This is a genomic window from Paenibacillus sp. SAFN-117 (assembly GCF_051966115.1).
GTDB classification, from domain to species: domain Bacteria; phylum Bacillota; class Bacilli; order Paenibacillales; family NBRC-103111; genus Paenibacillus_L; species Paenibacillus_L residui.
In genome coordinates this window covers 1-20,755 of sequence record NZ_JBQCLK010000046.1, presented here as the reverse complement: position 1 = coordinate 20,755, position 20,755 = coordinate 1, and the positions used below count along the sequence as shown (strand labels likewise).

At 52.1% G+C, this 20,755-nt stretch carries 15 protein-coding genes; 3 read left to right on the top strand and 12 right to left on the bottom strand.

The window, feature by feature from the left end; all coding sequences use genetic code 11:
• Positions 1 to 77: 77 nt before the first annotated feature.
• From dapF to glnA, 5 genes are all read right to left on the bottom strand, one after another.
• Positions 78 to 938, bottom strand: coding sequence for a diaminopimelate epimerase (gene dapF / locus ACTHRH_RS23425; protein ID WP_144933711.1), 861 nt, complete (start codon positions 936 to 938; stop codon positions 78 to 80).
• Positions 939 to 957: 19 nt separating this feature from the next.
• Positions 958 to 2,205 (bottom strand): LL-diaminopimelate aminotransferase, encoded by a 1,248-nt coding sequence (locus ACTHRH_RS23420; RefSeq protein ID WP_379287125.1) that lies wholly within the window; start codon positions 2,203 to 2,205, stop codon positions 958 to 960.
• 111 nt (positions 2,206 to 2,316) lie between these two features.
• A complete protein-coding gene (locus tag ACTHRH_RS23415; RefSeq protein ID WP_379287127.1) occupies positions 2,317 to 3,789 on the bottom strand; it encodes a glutamate synthase subunit beta in 1,473 nt (490 codons plus the stop codon).
• Between the two features lie 460 nt (positions 3,790 to 4,249).
• Positions 4,250 to 8,884, bottom strand: coding sequence for a glutamate synthase large subunit (gene gltB / locus ACTHRH_RS23410; protein ID WP_440417869.1), 4,635 nt, complete (start codon positions 8,882 to 8,884; stop codon positions 4,250 to 4,252).
• 304 nt (positions 8,885 to 9,188) lie between these two features.
• A complete protein-coding gene (gene glnA / locus ACTHRH_RS23405; protein WP_144933707.1) occupies positions 9,189 to 10,529 on the bottom strand; it encodes a type I glutamate--ammonia ligase in 1,341 nt (446 codons plus the stop codon).
• Between the two features lie 414 nt (positions 10,530 to 10,943).
• On the opposite strand from glnA, the gene ACTHRH_RS23400 reads away from it, so the two are divergent.
• Complete coding sequence (locus ACTHRH_RS23400) at positions 10,944 to 11,267, top strand: MerR family transcriptional regulator (protein WP_144933706.1); 324 nt, start codon at positions 10,944 to 10,946, stop codon at positions 11,265 to 11,267.
• 251 nt (positions 11,268 to 11,518) lie between these two features.
• The gene (locus tag ACTHRH_RS23395; RefSeq protein WP_440417891.1) at positions 11,519 to 12,937 is read left to right on the top strand and encodes an ammonium transporter; all 1,419 of its coding nucleotides are present in this window, start codon (positions 11,519 to 11,521) and stop codon (positions 12,935 to 12,937) included.
• A gap of 165 nt (positions 12,938 to 13,102) precedes the next feature.
• Here ACTHRH_RS23395 and ACTHRH_RS23390 read toward each other — a convergent pair whose 3' ends face one another.
• From ACTHRH_RS23390 to ACTHRH_RS23360, 7 genes are all read right to left on the bottom strand, one after another.
• Positions 13,103 to 13,606 (bottom strand): pyridoxamine 5'-phosphate oxidase family protein, encoded by a 504-nt coding sequence (locus tag ACTHRH_RS23390; protein WP_260982000.1) that lies wholly within the window; start codon positions 13,604 to 13,606, stop codon positions 13,103 to 13,105.
• Positions 13,607 to 13,910: 304 nt separating this feature from the next.
• Positions 13,911 to 14,105 carry a hypothetical protein gene (locus ACTHRH_RS23385; protein ID WP_144933705.1) on the bottom strand — a complete coding sequence of 65 codons (195 nt, stop codon included), beginning with the start codon at positions 14,103 to 14,105 and terminating at the stop codon, positions 13,911 to 13,913.
• A gap of 318 nt (positions 14,106 to 14,423) precedes the next feature.
• Positions 14,424 to 15,611, bottom strand: a complete 1,188-nt coding sequence (phnM, locus tag ACTHRH_RS23380) for a phosphonate metabolism protein PhnM (protein WP_440417866.1) — start codon at positions 15,609 to 15,611, stop codon at positions 14,424 to 14,426.
• A 278-nt stretch (positions 15,612 to 15,889) separates the two neighbouring features.
• On the bottom strand, positions 15,890 to 17,542 hold the full coding sequence (locus tag ACTHRH_RS23375) for an MDR family MFS transporter (protein ID WP_379287135.1): 1,653 nt from the start codon (positions 17,540 to 17,542) through the stop codon (positions 15,890 to 15,892).
• Positions 17,543 to 17,546: 4 nt separating this feature from the next.
• Positions 17,547 to 17,987 carry a MarR family winged helix-turn-helix transcriptional regulator gene (locus ACTHRH_RS23370; RefSeq protein WP_144933702.1) on the bottom strand — a complete coding sequence of 147 codons (441 nt, stop codon included), beginning with the start codon at positions 17,985 to 17,987 and terminating at the stop codon, positions 17,547 to 17,549.
• 517 nt (positions 17,988 to 18,504) lie between these two features.
• Positions 18,505 to 18,738: a hypothetical protein gene (locus ACTHRH_RS23365; protein WP_144933701.1), complete on the bottom strand. Its 234-nt coding sequence runs from the start codon at positions 18,736 to 18,738 to the stop codon at positions 18,505 to 18,507.
• Positions 18,735 to 19,175, bottom strand: coding sequence for a GNAT family N-acetyltransferase (locus tag ACTHRH_RS23360; protein ID WP_379287138.1), 441 nt, complete (start codon positions 19,173 to 19,175; stop codon positions 18,735 to 18,737). Before ACTHRH_RS23360 ends, ACTHRH_RS23365 begins: the two co-directional genes overlap by 4 nt.
• A gap of 375 nt (positions 19,176 to 19,550) precedes the next feature.
• Between ACTHRH_RS23360 and ACTHRH_RS23355 the strand changes: the two genes are divergently transcribed.
• A complete protein-coding gene (locus tag ACTHRH_RS23355) occupies positions 19,551 to 20,135 on the top strand; it encodes a hypothetical protein (protein WP_144933699.1) in 585 nt (194 codons plus the stop codon).
• Positions 20,136 to 20,755: the final 620 nt, after the last annotated feature.

The window sequence follows — 20,755 nt, the reverse complement described above, 5'->3', positions numbered from 1 at the left end:
TAATAGTAAAAGTAGGGATATGCACAGAACAAATAATTTCCCCCAATAATTAAAACTATCATGCATATTGCAACCAGTCAAGTCTTCTGCGCGGGAAAGAATTCGCCGTCCAGAATAAACTCCGCCGGTCCCTTCATATAAATATGTGAATTTTCAGACCACACAATTTCCAGATCGCCACCAAGCAGGTGGACAGTGATCGGGGTGTTCCGCTCCAGCAGCCCGTTCAAAATTCCGGCAGCAACCGCCGCACAGGCTCCGGTGCCACAAGCTTGCGTGATTCCCGAGCCCCGCTCCCATACCCGGTAATCGATCTCCCGGGGCCCCCTTACCTGAACGAATCCGACGTTAACCCGTTCCGGGAATATGGGGGCAAACTCAATCGAAGGACCGATTTCATGAATAGGCACTTCATTCACATCGGGGACGAACAGAATGGCATGAGGATTTCCCATGGACAAGGCGGTTAGCCGGTAAGTTTCGGAGACGATCGCTACTTCCTCATCGATTGTAGTGCTTGCTGGGTCCCCGAGCATGGGGACCTCCGCTTTCGTTAAGCGGGGCGCTCCCATATCGACTGTAACCTGCCTCACCTTGCGGCCGAAGTCCGCATCGACCTCTACCGATACTGTTCCCCCCAGCGTTTCGATCGTAAACTCGCGCCGGTCGATCATGCGGCGTTCATACACGTATTTAGCCACGCATCTTAGCCCATTGCCGCAATTTTTCGCTTCCGAGCCGTCAGCATTGAAGATTCGCATGCGAAAATCGGCGCATTCCGAAGGGCCTATGAGAATCAGCCCGTCCGAACCGACTCCGGTATGAACATCGGATACAACCCTTGCCAGCAGCTCCAGCCTCTCCTCCGGAATGAGCTCCTGCCATTGATTTACGTAAACGTAACAGTTTCCCAGACCATGCATCTTGGCAAACTTCATAGCTGTTCTCCCTCCCCCGTCAAAATAGGAAGTCGGCCTCAGCCAATCTTCGTCTGATTTCATCTATAATCCGCCGTTCCTCCTGCTCGCTGCCGGCCTGGAAAGTAACGGAAAAGCGGACATAGCGTTCTCCGTTATTGTCCCAGGGAACGGTAGAGATCAAGTGATGACGGATTAAATAATCACTGAATTGCTCGGCACTGCCAAATTCCGGTCCGCCTTTGACCGCTTTGGGTGCTTCGGTATACAGGAAGAAGGAGCCTTTCGGCTTGTGCGCCCGAAACCCCGCTTCGCGCAAAACCTGCACCAGCATATCATGCCGCCGCGAATACTTCTCGCTGATTCTGCGCGTGATATCCGGGTTGTTGAGAGCGAAAGCGGCCGCTTTCTGAATCGGGATGAACTGGCCCGAATCGCAGTTGTCCTTGATGGTGGCGAAAGCCTTCACCATTAACGGGTTGCCGGCGATAAATCCGATTCTCCAGCCCGTCATATTGTACGACTTCGACAAGGAATGAAGCTCCACCCCCACCTCCTTGGCACCCGGTAAGGACAGAAAGCTGAGGGGCTTCTCCCCGTCGAACACGAGAGCCGAATAAGCAGCGTCGTGTACGACCGCAATCCCGTTATGCTTCGCGAAGCGCACGACCTTCTCGAAAAATTCCGGTGTGGCGGAAGCACCCGTCGGATTGTTCGGATAGTTCAGATATAACAGCTTGGCCTTGCGCAATAGATCGTCCGGCAGGGCATCCAAGTCCGGTAAGAACCGGTTGTCCTCCGTCAAGGGCAAAGATACGACGCGACCGCCCAAATATTCGGTATGCGTGCCGAGAACCGGATAACACGGCGAGGGCATAAGAGCGACATCCCCCGGATTGATAAAAGCGTACGGGAGCATCGCCAAGGCCGGCTTGGAACCAATCACGTGGTTGATCTCGCTGTGCGGATCGATTCCGGCCACGCCGAATACCTGCCCCATATAGTCGCTGGCTGCCTGCTTGAATTCGAAGACGCCGTTATCGGCATAGAACCGGTTTTCCGGCTTGGCGGCTTCCTCGGCGAGCAGGCGGACGACCCGCAGATCGGCCATCTCGTCCGGCTCTCCAACTCCCAGATCGATCAATTCTTTCCCGGGATGCTGCCGCAGCGCCCATTGCTTGGCGCGTTTTATTTTTTCGAATTTATAAATTTCAGTCTCCTGGCCGAACCTCTCGCCGCCAATCCTGTCGGCTAATAATTTGGGAATGAACCCTCCTGATGGCTCCATGCGCTCCCCTCCTGACAAAGATAAGTTTCGATAATATAAAGCTTCATGCGTTCCAGTTCCAGCAAATGACAGAGAATCTTCGAGTCAAGCCGGCTCACTCCGCCATCTTACTCAACGTGCCCGCAAATACCGGTCACAGGCGGCTGCGGCCTCCCGGCCTTCACGAATGGCCCAGACGATCAAGCTCTGCCCCCGGCGCGCATCCCCTGCAGCAAAGACTCCGTCCAGGTTCGTCGCGTATTCTCCGAACTTAGCGTCAATGCAGGAACGCTCATTCGTACGGATGCCCATTCGCTGCAGAACATCCTGCTCCGGTCCGCTGAAGCCGATAGCAAGCAGAACGAGCTGTGCCGGCCAAATCTGATCGCTTCCCGGTACTTCCTCCCGAACCCGGCTCCCCGACGTTCCTTCCACCGTACGCAGACGGACGCTTCTCACTCCGGATACCCGGCCCTCCGAATCGCCGATGAACTCCTTCGTCAGAACCGCAAATTCGCGAGGATCGTCGCCAAATACCGCTTCGGCCTCCACTTGGCCGGAATCGCGTCTGTGCACAAGCGGCCACTGCGGCCAAGGATTGTCCGCTTCCCTTGCCGATGACTTGCGGGGATAGATATCAAATTGCGTTATGCTTCTGCAGCCGTGCCTCATGGCGGTCGAGATGCAGTCCGTAGCGGTATCTCCTCCGCCGATCACGAGCACATCCTTCCCTTTGGCAGAAATATATTGATTATCCCGATGCCCGGAATCCAGCAGGCTCTTCGTATTCGCGTGCAGGAAATCCATGGCGAAGTGAATACCCGCAAGCTCCCGGCCTTCGACCGGCAAATCCCTCGGGGCGGTCGCTCCGATACAAAGCACCACCGCGTCAAACCCCCGTCTCAATTCCTCCAGCGGATGATCCTTGCCTACCTCAAAGTCTGTGACAAAACGGATTCCTTCCTCCTTCAACAGCTTCACCCGCCGGTCAATGACGGATTGCTCTATTTTCATCTTGGGAATTCCATAAGTCAGCAGCCCGCCGATCCGGTCATGGCGTTCGAATACGGTAACCTCGTGTCCCGCCTGATTCAGTTGATCCGCGCAAGCGAGTCCCGCCGGGCCCGAACCGACGACAGCCACCTTCTTCCCGGTTCGCGTTCCGGGGGGACGGGGGACAACCCATCCTTCCTCGAAGCCTCTGTCGATAATGGCCCTTTCTATCGATTTGATGGCCACCGGGGAATCGTACAAGGCGGCGACACATGAGCCTTCGCAGGGGGCGGGGCAGGCCCTTCCCGTAAATTCCGGAAAGTTATTCGTCATATGCAGCCGTTCCAAGGCCTCCCGCCAATGCCCCCGGAACACCAGATCATTCCATTCGGGAATGAGATTATGGACGGGACATCCCGTGACCATCCCTTCTATCGCTCCCCCCGTCTGACAGAAAGGGACGGCGCAGTCCATACAGCGGGCTCCTTGCTCCCGCAGCGCTGTTTCAGGCAGAGACCGGTACAGATCGTTCCAGTCCTGCAATCTTGCCGCCGGCTCGCGTTCTGGCTGCTTCGCCCGGCGGTAGTCCATAAATCCTGTCGGCTTACCCATCCATTGCCCCTCCTATCCTTCTATTGGAGACTGTCGATTAATGGTATACAACCAAAGATCATGCGCAAATGCTGCACGGTTTGGTTTTAACGGACCTCAGAGACCTTATTCACTCCAGAAGGGCCTTTCGGTCATTTTAACGGACTTGGATGACCTTATTCTCAAGAAATGCATGCGAAAGCAGGAGAATTCCAAGCAATAAGAGCAACGGTGTCCGTTAGTCTAAAAAAACCGCCTGTTTTGACGAAATAGAGTCTCCCAGGTCCGTTACGTTTTCGCTGTTGGACTTTTCACTTGTACAACATCCTGTTTAACGCCTTTCCCGCAATGAATCGACAGCCTCTATTAATCCGTTATGGCTTAACGTTCTATAATTTCCGTCTGTAAGCGAGCTCCGAATAGATTGGAGCAGATGCTCGCCGGGTTGATCCAAGTTCAGCTTGGTTCAGCGGGCTCCTCCTTATTGAGCCTTCCTTCTTTCCTGAAACGCCGCCAAGGCCGCCTCCTCATGGGAAACCCCGGAAGCCCGGAAGCGCTCAATCGTCCGGATCATCCGCCTGTATTCCTTCGGAATGATGCGCACGAACCGCTTCGCCTCCCTCTCCCAATCCTCCAGAATACGCCGTGCAACAGCACTGTCCGTATAGCGAAGATGCTTCTCCAGCATTGCCCTGACTCGGCCTTCATCCTCCGTATCCGCGAGCATCTCCAGCTCAACCAGCTTCAGGTTGCACCTCGCCTCGACTTCCGCCATTTGCCGGCTCCATACATAAGCGACGCCTCCCGACATGCCGGCGGCGAAATTGTGCCCGACCCTTCCGAGAACAACGACCCGCCCGCCGGTCATATACTCGCAGCCGTGGTTGCCGACTCCTTCCACAACAACCTCGGCTCCGCTGTTGCGGACACAGAAGCGCTCGCCGGCGATTCCCCGAATATATGCCTCGCCGGATGTCGCACCGTACAGGGCCACGTTGCCGATAATGATATTGTCTTCCGCCGCGAATCCGGACTGCACCGGCGGATAGACCGCCAGCTTGCCGCCGGACAGCCCTTTGCCGACATAATCGTTGGCATCGCCTTCGAGCGTAAGCGTGATTCCCCGTGGGATAAAGGCGCCGAAGCTTTGTCCGGCACTACCGTGAAAGTGCAGCTGGATCGTGCCGTCCGGCAGCCCCTCCGCCCCATATCTGCGGGTCACTTCGCTGCCCAGCCGGGTTCCGGCCGCGCGGTCGGTATTGCGGATGGGAAGGATCGCCTGTATTCGTTCCCGACGATCCAGGGCGGCTGCACACAAGGACAAAAGCCGCATCGGATCGGCAGCGTCATCCGATTGGAGAAGCTGCGAGGGCGAGTCCCCTTTCACCGCCGTTTCCTCCGCCGGTTGCGTTTCTCCTCCATCTGGCCGGTGCTGATCCTCCGGTTCTCCCGGAACTCTGTACAGAAGCGGGGACAGGTCGAGGCCGGAGACTTTCCAATGATCCTGCGGCAGGTTGATCCGCAGGCAATCCGTCCGACCGACCATCTCTTCCATCGTCCGGAAACCGAGCCGGGCCATCCATTCCCTCACTTCACGGGCGACAAAATACATGAAGTTGACCAGATGGCCGGGATCGCCCGCGAAGGTGCGGCGCAGCTCCGGATTTTGCGTAGCAATGCCAACCGGACAGGTGTCCAGGTGGCAGACTCGCATCATTACGCAGCCCATCACGACGAGCGGTACTGTGGCAAAGCCGAATTCCTGCGCCCCAAGAAGCGAGGCGATGACCACATCGCGGCCGTTCATCATCTTGCCGTCCGTCTCCAGCCTGACGCGACTGCGCAGCCCGTTCAGCTGCAGCGTCTGATTCGCCTCGGCCAAGCCGATTTCCCACGGCATACCCGCATGCTTGATGCTGTTGCGCGAGGCGGCCCCGGTCCCCCCGTCATATCCGCTGATCAGAATCACATCGGCACCGGCCTTGGCCACTCCCGCAGCTATCGTACCCACTCCCGCTTCGGACACGAGCTTCACATTGATCCTCGCGCGCGGATTGGCTTCCTTCAGATCGTGAATCAGCTCGGCCAAATCCTCAATGGAGTATATGTCATGATGCGGCGGCGGCGAGATCAGCTCCACTCCGGGCGTCGAGCCCCGGGCTTCGGCGATCCACGGGTACACTTTATGGGCAGGAAGCTGCCCTCCCTCTCCCGGCTTGGCTCCCTGAGCCATCTTGATCTGGATTTCGTCCGCGTGAATCAGGTAATGGCTGGTGACCCCGAACCGTCCGGAGGCTACCTGCTTGATTGCGCTGACGCGATGGTCGCCATTCTCATCCGTTACATACCGTCCCGGATCCTCGCCGCCTTCACCGGAATTACTCCGGCCGCCTATCCGGTTCATCGCAATGGCCATCGCCTCATGGGCTTCCTTGCTGATGGAGCCGAGCGACATCGCTCCGGTCTTGAAGCGGGCAACGATCGCTTCGACCGGTTCGACCTCCTCGATCGGAACCGGCTTCCGCCCGGGAACAAGCTCAAGCAGACCGCGCAAAGTGCAGTGAGCTTTGGCATGTTGATCGATTCCGGCGCTATATTTTCTGAACAGGTCGTAATCGTTGCTGCGGCAGGCCTGCTGCAGAGCGTGAATGGTCTGCGGAGAGAAGAGATGCTCCTCGCCGCCCGGCCTCCATTGGAATTCATCTCCTGGCTGAAGCGGCTCAGGACGCTCCGAACGATAGGCCCGGCGGTGCCGCATCAGCGCTTCTTCCGCAATCTCTGCCAGGCCGATACCGCCGATTCGCGACGGTGTCCGCGGGAAGTAGGTATCGATCACGTCTCCGTGAATACCGAGCGCTTCAAATATTTGCGCCCCAATGTAGCTCTGAACGGTGGAAATGCCCATCTTGGCCATCACCTTCAGGAGCCCCTTCTTGATCCCGGCAATATAATTCCGAACCGCCTGCTCTAACGAAAGCTCCTCCAGTTGTCCCCGCGAGATCAGCTGCGCTGCGGTGTCAAATACCAGATAGGGATTAACCGCGCTGGCTCCATAGCCCAACAGCAAGGCGATATGGTGCACATCCCGCGGCTCCCCGGATTCCACCAGCAGGCTGGCTTTCGTCCGTTTACCGCTGCGAATCAGGTGATGATGCAACCCGGAGACGGCCAGCAGCGCCGGGATCGGTGCCTGTCCGCGGCCAATTCCCCGATCGGACAGGATAAGCAGCGATGCCCCTTCGTCTATCGCCGCTTCTGCAGATTGGAACAAGGTCTTCAGCGCTTCCTCCAGGCCGCGTTCCCCTTCCCCGACAACGAATGTCATGGACAGAGTATCGGCCCGCAAGCCCGGAAGCTTGCTGCTCCGAATGCGTCCAAGCTCTTCATTGGACAATACCGGAGCCTTCAGCCGGATGCGCCGGCAGCTATCCGGGCCCGGCTGAAGCAAATCTCCCTCGGCCCCTATAGTGACCTCTACCGAGGTAATCATCTCTTCAAGAAAAGCATCGATCGGCGGATTCGTAACCTGGGCGAACATTTGCTTGAAATAGCTGTACAGAAGCTGCGGTTTCGTAGACAGAGCCGCCAGGGGCGCATCATAGCCCATTGAGCCTACAGGGTCTTCGCCCTTGAGAAGCAGCGGACGCAGCCCCTTGGCAATTTCCTCGAAGGTATAGCCGAACGCATGCTGCAGCCTGGCTGGATCGGATGCCGGGCCGGATTCCCCCGACGGCTCGCCCTCTGCATCCGGAAGCTGCCCCAGATCAAGCAAATGCTCATCCAGCCATTGGCGATAAGGCTGTTCGGAGCTGACGCTGCGCTTGATTTCCTCATCGGGTACAATGCGTCCCTGCTCCAGGTCGACCAGCAGCATTTGTCCGGGATGGAGCCTTTCCTTGTACAGGATGTTATCCGGCGGCACATCGACGACTCCCACCTCGGAGGATAGAATGATCCGGTCGTCCCGGGTCACATAATAGCGGGTCGGACGCAAACCGTTGCGGTCCAGACAGGCGCCTATCTGCTTACCGTCGGTGAAGGCCAAAGCGGCGGGGCCGTCCCAGGGCTCCATCAGGCAGCTATGATACTCGTAGAACGCCCTCTTGCCTTCCTCCATCCCCGCGTCCTTGGACCAGGGTTCCGGAACCATCATCATGACCGAGTGGACCAATGACCGCCCGGATAAGTGGAGAAACTCCAAAGCATTATCCAGCATCGAAGAATCGCTTCCGGACAGGTCGATGACCGGACGGATTTGGGACAGATCCGCGAAAGGTCCGCCGCTGCAGGCCGCCTCGCGGGCCAGCATCCAGTTGACGTTGCCCTTGATGGTATTGATTTCCCCATTGTGGATCATGTAACGGTTCGGATGGGCCCTCTCCCAGCTTGGAAACGTATTGGTGCTGAAGCGGGAATGGACCAAAGCGAGGGCCGATTCATAGTCCGTATCCTGCAAATCCGTGTAGAAGGCAGGCAATTGCTCCGGAAGCAGCAGGCCCTTGTAAACCATGGTCCGGCTGGACAGGCTGGCGAAGTAGAAGGTCCGGCCCGCCTTGGCCTGCGCAAGGCCGATTTCCCGTTCCGCCCGCTTACGGATGACGTATAGCCCTCGCTCCAGGGCACCTTCCCCTATCTCCATCCCCTGTTCCGGGGTGATGAGCCACTGCCGGATGTACGGCTTGGAATTCGCCGCTGTCGGCCCGAGTACAGCATCCTTCGTCGGCACCGTCCTCCAGCCGAGCACCTGATAGCCTTCCTCCTCTGCAATCCGCTCGAGTCCTTGCTCGCATTCGCGGCGGGCCTTGTCCTCGGACGGCAGGAATATCATGCCTGCCCCGTACCTGCCCGCTTCGGGAAGCTTCCATCCGGCCCGGCTGCTCTCTCTTAGCAGCAGCTTGTGGGGGATCTGGGTCAAGATACCCGCTCCGTCTCCACTGGCAGGGTCTGCCCCCTGTCCCCCGCGATGAGTGAGGCGGCATAAAGTTTCCAGCGCCTGTGTGACAATGTCGTGGGATGGGACCCCTTTGATATTTGCTATTACACCGATCCCGCACGCATCATGCTCGAATGCAGGATCGTATAGTCCCTGTTTGTTTGGAAATGCGCTGTCTGTCATCTTTATCCTCCTCCTGTCTACTGTAACGATGGTACTAATCGTAAACGGGATGCCGTTATGCATCCATTGGTTTGTCAGATAATTTGCCATAAGCAAATTTTTAATTGAGATAAATAAAAATGATCTATCCATCATGAGATGATTAAAATAATGAATTGGTTTCATTCTTCAATCGGCATCTTTCCCACATTTTGGAACACCCGAACAAAACGAGACACATATAAAAAAGCCGCTTCCGACCAACCGGAATCACGGCTTGTGACAAAATAAGCCCCTCCTACCATAATGGAAGGAGGGACTGAGCTTAATAGGCAGTCATATACTGCTCCCGCTCCCAAGGATGTACCTGCAGCCGGAACAGATTCCATTCGATTTCCTTCGCCTCGATAAAGTGAGAGACGATATGATCACCCAGAGCGGACACGATCACTTCGTTGGCGCGCAGCTCCTCGATCGCTTCCTTTAACGAAGAAGGAAGGCTGTCGATTTTGTGGCGCTTTCTCTCCAGGTCATCCATTGTGTATATATTTTGGTTCGTAGGGGCACACAAGGTATAGTTGTTCTTTATGCCGTCCAATCCCGCAGCCAGCATGACAGCGAGAGCCAGGTACGGATTAGCCGCCGGATCCGGGTTTCTTAATTCGATCCGGGTGCTCAAGCCTCTGCTGGCCGGAATGCGGACTAACGGACTCCGGTTCTTGGCCGACCAGGCGACATAACAAGGCGCTTCATAGCCCGGTACCAGTCTTTTGTAAGAGTTGACAGTCGGATTCGTAATGGCCGCGAATCCTCTGGCGTGCTTTAACAGCCCCGCCAAATACTGCTTCGCCGTCAGGCTCAAGCCCAAGTCGTCGTTGGCGTCATAGAAGGCGTTCTCCTTGCCGCGGAACAGAGATTGATGGCAGTGCATGCCGGATCCGTTGATCCCATATAGCGGCTTAGGCATAAAGGTAGCGTGAAGACCGTGATTTCTCGCAATCGTCTTGACCACCAGCTTGAACGTTTGGATGCTATCCGCCGCCTCTACCGCGTTGGAATATTTAAAATCGATCTCATGCTGTCCCGGCGCCACTTCATGGTGGGAGGCTTCGATTTCAAAGCCCATGCTTTCGAGGGTAATGACGATATCCCGGCGGCAGTTCTCTCCCAAATCGCTGGGCGCCAAGTCAAAGTACCCTCCCTTATCGTTCACTTCCATCGTCGGCTCGCCGTTGGAATCTGTTTTGAAGAGGAAAAATTCCGGTTCCGGACCGACGTTCATCGCGGTAAAACCAAGCTGCTCGGCCTCTTTGAGCACTTTCTTCAGCACGCTCCGCGGATCGCCCGCGAACGGGGTGCCATCCGGGTTATAGACGTCACAGATTAAGCGGGCCACCTTGCCGTCCCCTGTCGTCCATGGGAATATCATCCACGTATCCAGCTCGGGATACAGGTACATATCGGATTCTTCTATCCTCACAAACCCTTCGATCGAGGATCCGTCAAACATCATTTTGTTGTCCAGCGCCTTCGGCAGTTGGCTGACCGGAATTTCCACGTTCTTGATCGTTCCGAGCATATCCGTGAATTGCAGGCGGACGAACCGGACATTTTCTTCCTTGGCCATCCGAAGAATCTGTTCTGCGCTAAATCGATTGGTTTTCATCATCGAACCCTCCATCGTTGTTAGTTACAAGGGCATTTTTTCACAGGTTCGGGGGTCCGGTCCACAATTGTGTTAGATTATATGACATAAAATTTGAGGTTCGAGACAGTGTACGAAAAAACAGCGGCCTTTTTATATATGTAACCCTGGATTTGCCGACAATTAATATAAGTTATAGACCTTATTCATACATTTGATGTCAAATAATATAACAAACTCATTCCTTTCACGGGAATGCATGTGATAAATTGAAAAAAACTCCTTACCGGAGCCGTCTCAAGATGAATAAGCCGGTATTGAAGGCAGCTTGTATCCTAATATAAACTATCCAATGCGGCAAATAAACAAAATCTTCAAAAGCTGTCATGAGTGGAATATGAAAGGTGATGATCGTATAAGAAGGAGGGAATAACCATGGTATCGTACAGAGAAAAGAAGGTCATCCCGATCGGCACGGTCAGCGAGCTTACGGGATTGTCCGTCAGGCAAATCCGCTATTATGAAGAACGAAAACTGGTCGTTCCCGAACGCTCCAAAGGCGGAACCCGCAAATTTTCCTTCGAGGATGTCGATATGCTGGTGGAAGTGGCCAATAAAATGGAGGACGGCATGCAAACGTATGAGATCCATAAAATGCGGGAGCGGGAGAAAAAGCAGATCAGCAAAGAAAAAATGCGCGAGGAAATGCTTAAAGGACAGCTCAACGTCCAATTTAATCGCCATCGGCCGCCAAGCTGACCTTTGTTCAGTCCATGACCATCTGCAGATCCAAACGGGGAGGAACCCTAGCCGGTCAACCGGCGTCAGGTTTCATCCTTTTTTTATTTTCAGCCTCTTTTTATAGAACGCCCTCCGCTTAATCACCCCTAACTTAAAAAAGCTCGTCACATTACCTTACAGGTTTGTTGCACCATGGTCTAATCTCCTTTTATCATTAGGCGTACAAGTGGGATGAAGTAAGAAAAAGTGACAAAAGGAGCTGAAGCTTGATGAAACAATGTCATTCTCTTGTCAGAAAAGCGATAGCGGGAGCGTCCACCGTTTGCTTCGGATCGCTGCTTCCGTTAAAGGCCATGGCTGCGGAGGAAGCAGAGGGCGTTTCCTCATTGGCCGTCGGCTTGGACACATTATGGGTGATGGTGGCGGCCGTTCTGGTTCTGTTGATGCAAGCGGGCTTCGTCCTGCTGGAGACGGGCTCGACCCGAATGAAGAACGCCGGACATATCGCGGGCAAAACCGTTATAACCGTAGGCTTGTGCTCGCTCGTCTTCTGGTTTGCCGGCTACGGCTTGATCTTCGGGGAATCGGGAAATTCCTTCATCGGCTGGGGCCAATTCATGTTTGCTCCTGCCGCCTCCGACTCCCTTCCACCCGCCGTGTTCTTCCTGTTCCAGCTGGCCTTCGCCGCCGTCTCCCTCTCCATCGCCTGGGGAGGTTTTGCCGAACGTGCGAAGCTGTCGGTTTACGTCCTGTTCACCCTGCTGTTCTCGATTTTGGTTTACCCGGTAGTGGCCCACTGGATTTGGGGAGGGGGTTGGCTAGGCGAGCACGGCAAGCAGGATTTCGCCGGTTCGACTGTTGTCCATCTCACCGGAGCTATGGCCGCTTTGGCCGCCACCATTTTACTTAAACCGCGGCTGGGCAAATATAACCGCGACGGGTCTGCCAACGAAATCCCCGGCCATAACCAGGTCTACACTACACTTGGTGTATGTTTTCTATGGATAGGCTGGTTCGGATTTAATGCCGGCAGCACGCTGACGGTCGGAGACGGGTTCTTCGCTTTCGTCGCTATGAATACGCAGCTCGCCGCGGGAGCCAGTGCCCTGTCCGCTATGGCGGTATCCTGGATACGGCACAAGAGGGCCGACATTCCCGTCATATTAAACGGCTATCTGGCCGGGCTTGTCGCCATTACCGCCTCCTGCGCCTTCGTGGAGCCTTGGGCCGCAATTTTGATTGGAGGGATTGCCGGAGGGCTCGTTTTCGTCAGCGCCCAATGGCTCGAAAGAAGACGGATCGATGACCCGATCTCCGCGCTATCCGTTCACGGAGCGGCCGGCATCTGGGGAACGCTGTCCACCGGCTTCCTGGCTTCTCCCGAGCTCGCCTCCAAGGTCGGAGTCGGCCAAGGAGGATGGTTGTACACCGGGAGCCTGGAGCAGCTATGGGTGCAATTTTACGGGGTCTTGGCAGCAGGAGGCTATGCCTTCGCCCTCTCCTTCCTCTGTCTGTATGCCATCAAGAAATGGTTCGGGCTGCGGGTAACTCCCCAGGAAGAGATGGAAGGCCTGGATCTCAGCGAGCACGGAAGCTATGGGTATCCAGAGCATATCCGGACAACTAACGATGAAATAGCCGCTCACCGCACCTCCCCCTCCATCGGCGGGTTCCGGACGGAGCCGTGAGCCCTCTCTGCCATGAATCGCGAGTCCGGCAAGGTATAATTTACACGTTAAAAGGGGTTATCCCCGGCAGATTTTATCTGTTAAGGTCAGCCCCTGGAAGAATATCAAAAACGCAGGATCTCCAGGGAGGTCCTGCGTTCTCTCATTGCTGTCAAATGATTTGGGCTAATGGTTCAAATGAATAGTTTTATTGATCTCCTCGTCATCCTCCGGCGGCTTGCCCGCCATTTTTCTAAAAAAAGCTTTTACGGTTTTCATTTTATTTCCCGTTTCCCAATATTCCGCCGTTTCTGACCGAACTTTGATCAATACGATATTGGGGTCTTCATATGTCGTATCCAGAAACTTCTCGTATCCTTTTTTCCACAGTTCTTTCTTCCGCTCAAGATCGTCCACAATTTCTGCTGTACCGCGAATAGACACATAGGATTGGCCTACGTACGCGATATTGACGCTAGGATTCTCCATAATTTCACGGAACTTGGTCGTATCCTTCTTCGTCAAAAACCACAAGTCCCCGTCAAATTCAATATCCTGCGTCTGCATCGGCCTGGAGTTGATGCCCCCCTCCGATATGGTGGATAACATCGCCGTTTCGATATCTTTAATCATCTCCTTGACCTTATCCACCGCTTCATGATTGACGTCGGTCTCCATTGTTGTCGGCATCGTATCACCTCACTTCTGCAATACTCTTTATATAATCTTCCCATTATTCATCTAAATGATCACATTTTTGACAAGGCCGAAATCAACCGGGATTGTAAGCCAGGGAACAAGTGCAGGGGGAGGAGATTTACCTGTCGAACAACTCCTCAAATGACAAACAGCCGAAGAACCTGCGTCTCTGCGCAGTCCTCCGGCTGTTCATTTCGTAGATCCGTTATTCAATCCTCACTGAAGCTTCTGTCCGACCGGGCTCATATGCAGCCCAAGCTTCGCATTGTCACATTCGGCATTCTCCATCTTGAGCTTATTCAGCGTTACGAACCTTAAGGAAAAGCCTGCGAAGCCCCTCCACCGGGCCTGATCCGTATGCTCTGACGGTACTTGCCTTCTTCTTGCTGAATTGCGCGCTTACCCGGCGATCATGCTCTATTGCCATAAACAAACAGGCGCTCCCAAGCAGGACCAGGATGATGGTAGTGATCGGAAGTAATAAACTCATATCTAAACGCTCCTCTTAATCATGGTCAATAAGTAACAATGATAATCATTATCATTATTGTAGTCGACTCTTCGTCAAATTTCAACGCCTAATTTAATCTTATGCTGAACTTTTTGGAATGCTATTATTCATATTCTTCTTCGTTAATAACTAAGGAAATCGAATCTGTTAGCATTTCTTGGACCATAACGCCCGGGCCTTCTGCAGAAAACAAAAAACCTGATCCGGTTAATGAAGAACCAGATACAGGTTTTATCGACTCTTTCTGCGAATGGACGCCTTTCCCCATCAAAGTGAACGGGCCGGCCACTCATTCGCCTAAAATCTGTTTTCTCTTTCGCGATAATAATTGGCTTCATAAACCAGGCTTCCGTTGACCCATGTTTTGCGAACGAGCGGGTATCCGTCCTTAACCTGGACCAATAGCAGGTCTGCCTGTTTGCCGGCCTCAATCGAACCGAGCCGATCATCAATCCCTACCGCCCTTGCAGGATGCAGACTGGCCATGGCCGCTGCTCGGGGTAAACCGATTCCCGCCTCATGCGCAATCAGGAACACAGCCGACAACAGGGATGAAGGATAATAATCGGAACAGAGAATATCCACCACACCGGCCTGGATGCCATCCATGGCCTTCATATTTTTATCGTGAGACCCTCCGCGGACAATATTGGGGGCGCCGACACATATTTGCAATCCCTGGCGTTTGGCATATTCGGCCGTAGGCAAATTGAGCGGAAACTCAGAGACTGAAGCCCCGAAGCTTAATGCTGTATTGACCGTTTCTTCGGTATCGTCGTCATGGGATGCAACCGCTATTCCGCGCTCTCTGGCCTCTTCAGACAGTTGCCGCAGTCTGGGCCAATCTATTTGTGCTTGCTTCTGCAGCGCGTTCTGGGCAATGAGGCGGACCTCCTCTTTGGATACCCCCTGATTTTTCATCACATAAGCCTCGAATGATCCGGGAGCCCGGTACTGCCCTTGGCCCGGGGCATGATTCATATAGGACAGATACTCTACCGCGCCGGAGCGAAGCAGCTCTTCAGCCAGAGGCAACCCATCCAGATGAATGACTTCGTAGCGCAGATGAATGCGGTGGCGGATCATTGCCCGCTCTTCCCTATACTTCCGGATTAGCCGGATCATCTCCGTCATCAGATGGTCCCCTCGCAGGCTAAGCCCGGTTCCTAACGACAAAGAGTGGTACATGGTTGTAATTCCGTTGCCCGCCAGCTTCTTCTCCAGCTCGAGTAAAGCCATTTCCATGGGAAACAAAGTATTCGGCCTCGGCTGGACTTCTTTCTCAATCGCATCGCAATGCAGATCGATCATGCCCGGGAGCAGATACAATCCGTCCTGCACTTCAAATGATTCTCTTGCCGCCCCCTGGCCGCCGTGCGGCTTGATTTCTGCGATTCTGCCATCTTCCATTCGCAGGCTTCCCTGCACAACCTCCTCCGGAGTGACTATGGATACATCCTCTATCCAACCTTCTAGACGTTCCAACTCCATTCCTCCCCTTACTATTCGTTACTTTTATCTGCATCTCTTTAACGAGTCAATGGCATAAAACTGGATAAAGTCCATTATAATTCATCTGGCCGGAAGAGCAACAGCAAATTCCTCTCTTCTCTCTCCAAACCCGGGCATGGCAGACCAACCAATAAGCCGGAAGCTCGTAAAAAGAATAGGTTGGTCAATCCGCCAAGAGAAAAAGGACACCGAAGTGGTGTCCTTTTCTACGTGCTTAACGATATCCGCCAATATGAGATCAGATATTCGGATCAAGAATCAGTTCTTGGCTTGCTGAACCCTGCTCTCTTGCCCTCTGCCGCTTCTTTGGCAGCCGGCTTGGCATCTTTCTCCGAACGGAGCGGAATTTCCTTCAGGAAGAACGTCAGCACCACCGCAGCTACGGTGACGATGGCACCAGCCAGGAAAGTACTGGTTACGGCATAGCTCAAAGCTTCGCGAACCTTCTCCAGGAATTCATTGAACAAGGCTTGCATATCGACCGGCAATCCGCTCATAAATTCCTCCAGCTTCGGCTGATCCAGCAGAGCCTGCGGGTTCAGGAATTCCTGCATTTGCTCGGCCAGCGCCGGGTCCATAGGAACTTGCTGAGCTGTTCCGGCTGCGGGTGCGAAGAGCTCCGTCATTTTGGAAGTCATCCTCTGCCCCATTATCGTACCCATTACAGCAATCCCGATAGTTCCTCCCAAAGACCGGAACAACTGCGAAGAAGCGGTAGCGACGCCAAGCTGTTTCGGCTCCACGGCATTCTGAACCGTCAAGGAGAAGACCGGCATGCTGATCCCGAGGCCGAAGCCCAGAATACACATATAGATGATCGTGATGTAAATTGGCGTGTCTACACCCATGAAATGAAGCAGCACCATTCCGGCAGCCATAATAATTAATCCTACAATCGCCTTGGCTTTATATTTTCCCGTTCTGGCAATCATTTGCCCGACCACACCCATAGTAACGATCATCGCTATGGACATCGGCATCGTGACATACCCCGAATAGGTGGGAGAAATTCCTTTAACCCCTTGAACGAAGAAGGGAACGTAGATGATCGCGCCCATCATTCCGGCATTCAGCACGAAGCCGGACAGATTGGAAACCGTAACAACACTGTTCTTGAACAAGGATAACGGCAGAACAGGCGACTTGGCCTTCATCTCCACCAGAAGGAAAATGATCAGGGAGACGGCGGTAACGGCAAACAACCCGATAATTTGCCAGGAGCCCCAAGCATATTTGCCTTCACCTTCCCCTGCCCACGAGAAAGCCAGCAGCAGCGGAACGATGGTTGTCGTCAGGAACAAGGAACCTAAATAGTCGATGGATTCGCCGGGTCTGCGTTCCACTTTTGGAAAAAGGGTCATGATCATAATAAATGCGACGATCCCAAGCGGCAGGAAGAGCCAGAACACCCAGTGCCAATCCAGATGGTCTACAATATAGCCTCCGAGCGGCGGCCCCAGCACACTGGATAAACCGAATACCCCGCTCATTAAGCCGGTCCAGCGGGCCCTCTCACGAGGAGCGTACAGATCCCCGACTGCGGTAAACGCGGTTGACATGATGATCCCTGCGCCGACTCCCTGGATTCCGCGGTATATGATCAACTGGATAATATCCTTCGAGAAGCCGGATAAGAAAGCTCCCAGCATGAATACCCCGATACCGACCAGCACAAACGGCTTTCTTCCATAAATATCGGACAGCTTGCCGACCAGAACAGTGGCTACGGTCGAGGTCAATAAGTAAATGGTTATCGCCCAGGTGTAGTAATCCATTCCTCCAAGCTTGGCAATGATCCGCGGCATGGCTACTCCGATAATCGTCTGGTTGATAGCCGAGAAGAACATGGCCGCCATGATCGCGATCATAATCGAAACTTTTCTCTTGTTTGAAAGATGCTCCATACTCCTACTCCCTTCGATATTTATCTATATTTATTAAAATGGTTTCGTAAATTCGAATTAAATGGTGTATGTCTTCTTCAGGCAATCCGTTAAAGCATTTATTAACTACAATCCTGGCTTCCTCTTTGATTTCTTTCAGCATTTTCTTACCTTTTGGAGTTATATCCAAGTATACGACACGCCGGTCAACTTCATCCCGGCATCGGACAATTAAGCCGGCGGCTATTAATTTATCCGAGATGCTGGAAATCGCTCCGGGAGTGATATCCAATACTTCCGCCAGGTTTGTAATCTTCTGCGGACCTTTCGAATCCAGGTGAATTAAAATATAGGCCTGGGTATTGGATAACTGCTGTTCAAACTTTTTTTTCCAAATGGATGACAAGCCTCTAGATACCCGCCAGAATAATTCCACCGATCTAGACAACTCATCGTTCGTAGGCATTGGATCACTCCTTTAACGATAAAGTATTATGCAAACTAAATAGTTTACTAATTAAAATAAAATACATTACTATATAATAAAGGCACTCATTCTTTGTGTCAATATTTTTTAAATATATTTTTGGGAGGGACAAGCTTAGTTTTATCGATAAAAAGAAAAATGAAAATTGGTAAAGATAGGCACGGCTGCATTATCGCAGGCTTTTCACCCGAGTGTTCAGAATCACTTCATAAAAACTGCAGAATCGCAGGAATTTGTACGGCTTTACAGGCGGCTAAACCCTTCCGCTATTCGCGGTCTCTCTGCATGGCTTTACTTCGATAAAGGTTTATGCAGTACTTTGCGAGTAGCCTTGGAACTGGATAGGAAAACCGATATTAGCGAAGATTTTTATGCCATAGGCACCTTCGCCTCTGCACCACATTAACATAATAAAGAACTCTAAGCTGTAAAAAGACGCCTTTCGGCGTCCTTGTAGGGTGAAATAAGGGAAGCGTACCCCAAGTATCTATAGTAGCTATTCAGAACTAACCTTGGAATCGGTTTTATCCGGGCCCTGCTTGGCCTCTACCGCCCGGACCAATCGAATCAGCCAATAAAGAGCGATCCACGGCAGAATATACTTGGTAGCCCACTCCGCTATCGGAATGAAGTCAACGTCATAACCGGACAGCTTGCCCACGGTAGCCAATGAAATAAATACAAAGAACACGATAAGCCCGCCGGTCACAAAATTATAGACTGTCTTCATCCTTCGTCCTCCACTTGCTCATGAACCGAATAGGTGCAGCGAAATTTTTCCTGCCCGTCTTCTTCCTTGAAGCTGACAATCGTGAATCCTACATTCCGGAAGAAGTCCACCGATTCTTCCTCCACTTCCGCTATAATGTGGTCCGGATTCCGCAAGGAAATCAATTCAAGCAGCTGCGCCCGTCCAAGCCCATTCCCGCGCACTTCGGGCTTAACATATAAATGCCGGATGAGAACCGTATTATCCTGACGGCTTCTAATTCCCAACAGCCCCACGATTTCATCTTCCACATCCAGGCCCAGGATCGACAATTCCGGGTCTGACCGGTATTCCTCTACTGCTCTGTCCAACAACTCAGGGTCATATTGAACGCAAGCCTCCAGAAGCTCGCGGATTTCTTCCTCACCGAGCTTCGGCTCCAAATCAACAAGCTGCATATTCTATCCAACTCCTTCCATTAACTGCACCTATTCGAAATCAGCCCGCCTGCTGTCATTCTCTTATCCTTCATAAAATAAGTCGTTATCCATTATCCACTATTTGCCGGCTTTTGAGAAGTCTTGTTAAATTGCTTAGGTTAGTTATTCTTCTTTTCATAAGTTTGCACACTGAAAATATGGTCCGACGGACCTTAACTGCCACCTTTAACTTCATTCTTCCGCCGCTGTCCATCCACATCTTCTTGGCTTCTTCCCGCTGCAGGCTTCTTTCTTTATTACACCACCTCTCGAATATCAATTTGAAAATATATAAATAAACCTTGTGATTTATCCGATAAACTAATCCTAGAGTAAATATTGGAGGATGGGAATTTGGAATTTTATCACTGGGGGCTTGTCATATTGGTTGCTGCCCTATTTCTGTATCTCTTTAGTTCATATCTAACTTTCAAAAGAAATATCGACAAATTGGTTAAGAAAAGAGTTATAAGGTTCAATTTATCAAAGCACAAAACTCATGAAAAACTTTACAGAGCCTACAAATTAATGAAGCCCGAAGAATTAATGTACGCTAGAAGAGAAGTAAATTCACATTACTTCGACACCCCTATACTACAAATAGCTGATTTATTGATAAAACTTTCTTTTACAGTTGGGCTCGCTGCGATTTCAGTCTTGGCTACTTCGGCGGCTTCTATTTTAGATTTTTTGAATAACAGCGATAAAATTATTGTAGACTCAAATTTTAACCCAGCGGAACATTTAGTCGGTATCGTGAATGTTATGACAAAAGTTGCTGCAACTTCTAATGTCATTTTATGGTCAGGACTAACCGTCTTTATTATCATTTCAAGCCATCTATTTTTCTTGCATTTGAAGAAAGAACTCCAAAAACGTCACTTAGATGCCATAAATGAAATTATGGAGGAGCGCAAAAACAACTTATACTATCAATAATAAATTAAAAATCAGGCTCAACCTAGAAATCAATACCAGATTTTCTACCTCCGGAATAACTACCTTGAGAATCCGTCAAATTCACCGTCTGCTGGCATCGTTACAAGCGGAATGGCACGCATACCTTGAAAAAACCATCTATTTTCATCATCTGATGGTGCCGCGGCGAGACGCATGGATGGTCATCTGCCCGGCTCCCCTCCGGTTTTAATCTCGCTAACGAATCTGGGTAACGTTATTGCCTTAAAAACGATGCCATTAACAAATATAACGAAACTCTCAATCGTTATATGGCTGAAATCCGGCTCTGTGATCTTCAATTTTGATGAATTAGCGATATACAGTTTCATAAGAAAATGGATTAGTTATGTTTTGCCCGAATAACGTTTTCAGGTTTCGTAATATTACCCCGCCACATCCTACCTTGAAAATCCGTCTATTTTCATCATCTGATGGTGTCGCAGTCAGCGGCATGGGGTCTAAATGGATTTCATCCAGTTAGATTTCTACATTCGGGAGAAATAGTAATATTAAATGGAAAACCCGGCTAGGCCCCCTAATTCCGGAGTCCGCACCATAAAAAAATAACCATGTATACAATTCCTCTCTTTTTGGAGGTT

What these genes read in the sequence shown, in the direction of transcription:
- glnA (WP_144933707.1), bottom strand. Translation starts at nt 10,529, where the DNA reads ATGAAAACCAATCGATTTAGCGCAGAACAGATTCTTCGGATGGCCAAG.
- ACTHRH_RS23370 (WP_144933702.1), bottom strand. Translation starts at nt 17,987, where the DNA reads ATGCCTACGAACGATGAGTTGTCTAGATCGGTGGAATTATTCTGGCGG.
- ACTHRH_RS23385 (WP_144933705.1), bottom strand. Translation starts at nt 14,105, where the DNA reads ATGAGTTTATTACTTCCGATCACTACCATCATCCTGGTCCTGCTTGGG.
- ACTHRH_RS23420 (WP_379287125.1), bottom strand. Translation starts at nt 2,205, where the DNA reads ATGGAGCCATCAGGAGGGTTCATTCCCAAATTATTAGCCGACAGGATT.
- ACTHRH_RS23395 (WP_440417891.1), top strand. Translation starts at nt 11,519, where the DNA reads ATGAAACAATGTCATTCTCTTGTCAGAAAAGCGATAGCGGGAGCGTCC.
- ACTHRH_RS23390 (WP_260982000.1), bottom strand. Translation starts at nt 13,606, where the DNA reads ATGCCGACAACAATGGAGACCGACGTCAATCATGAAGCGGTGGATAAG.
- ACTHRH_RS23375 (WP_379287135.1), bottom strand. Translation starts at nt 17,542, where the DNA reads ATGGAGCATCTTTCAAACAAGAGAAAAGTTTCGATTATGATCGCGATC.
- ACTHRH_RS23400 (WP_144933706.1), top strand. Translation starts at nt 10,944, where the DNA reads ATGGTATCGTACAGAGAAAAGAAGGTCATCCCGATCGGCACGGTCAGC.
- ACTHRH_RS23360 (WP_379287138.1), bottom strand. Translation starts at nt 19,175, where the DNA reads ATGCAGCTTGTTGATTTGGAGCCGAAGCTCGGTGAGGAAGAAATCCGC.
- ACTHRH_RS23415 (WP_379287127.1), bottom strand. Translation starts at nt 3,789, where the DNA reads ATGGGTAAGCCGACAGGATTTATGGACTACCGCCGGGCGAAGCAGCCA.
- dapF (WP_144933711.1), bottom strand. Translation starts at nt 938, where the DNA reads ATGAAGTTTGCCAAGATGCATGGTCTGGGAAACTGTTACGTTTACGTA.
- gltB (WP_440417869.1), bottom strand. Translation starts at nt 8,884, where the DNA reads ATGACAGACAGCGCATTTCCAAACAAACAGGGACTATACGATCCTGCA.
- ACTHRH_RS23365 (WP_144933701.1), bottom strand. Translation starts at nt 18,738, where the DNA reads ATGAAGACAGTCTATAATTTTGTGACCGGCGGGCTTATCGTGTTCTTT.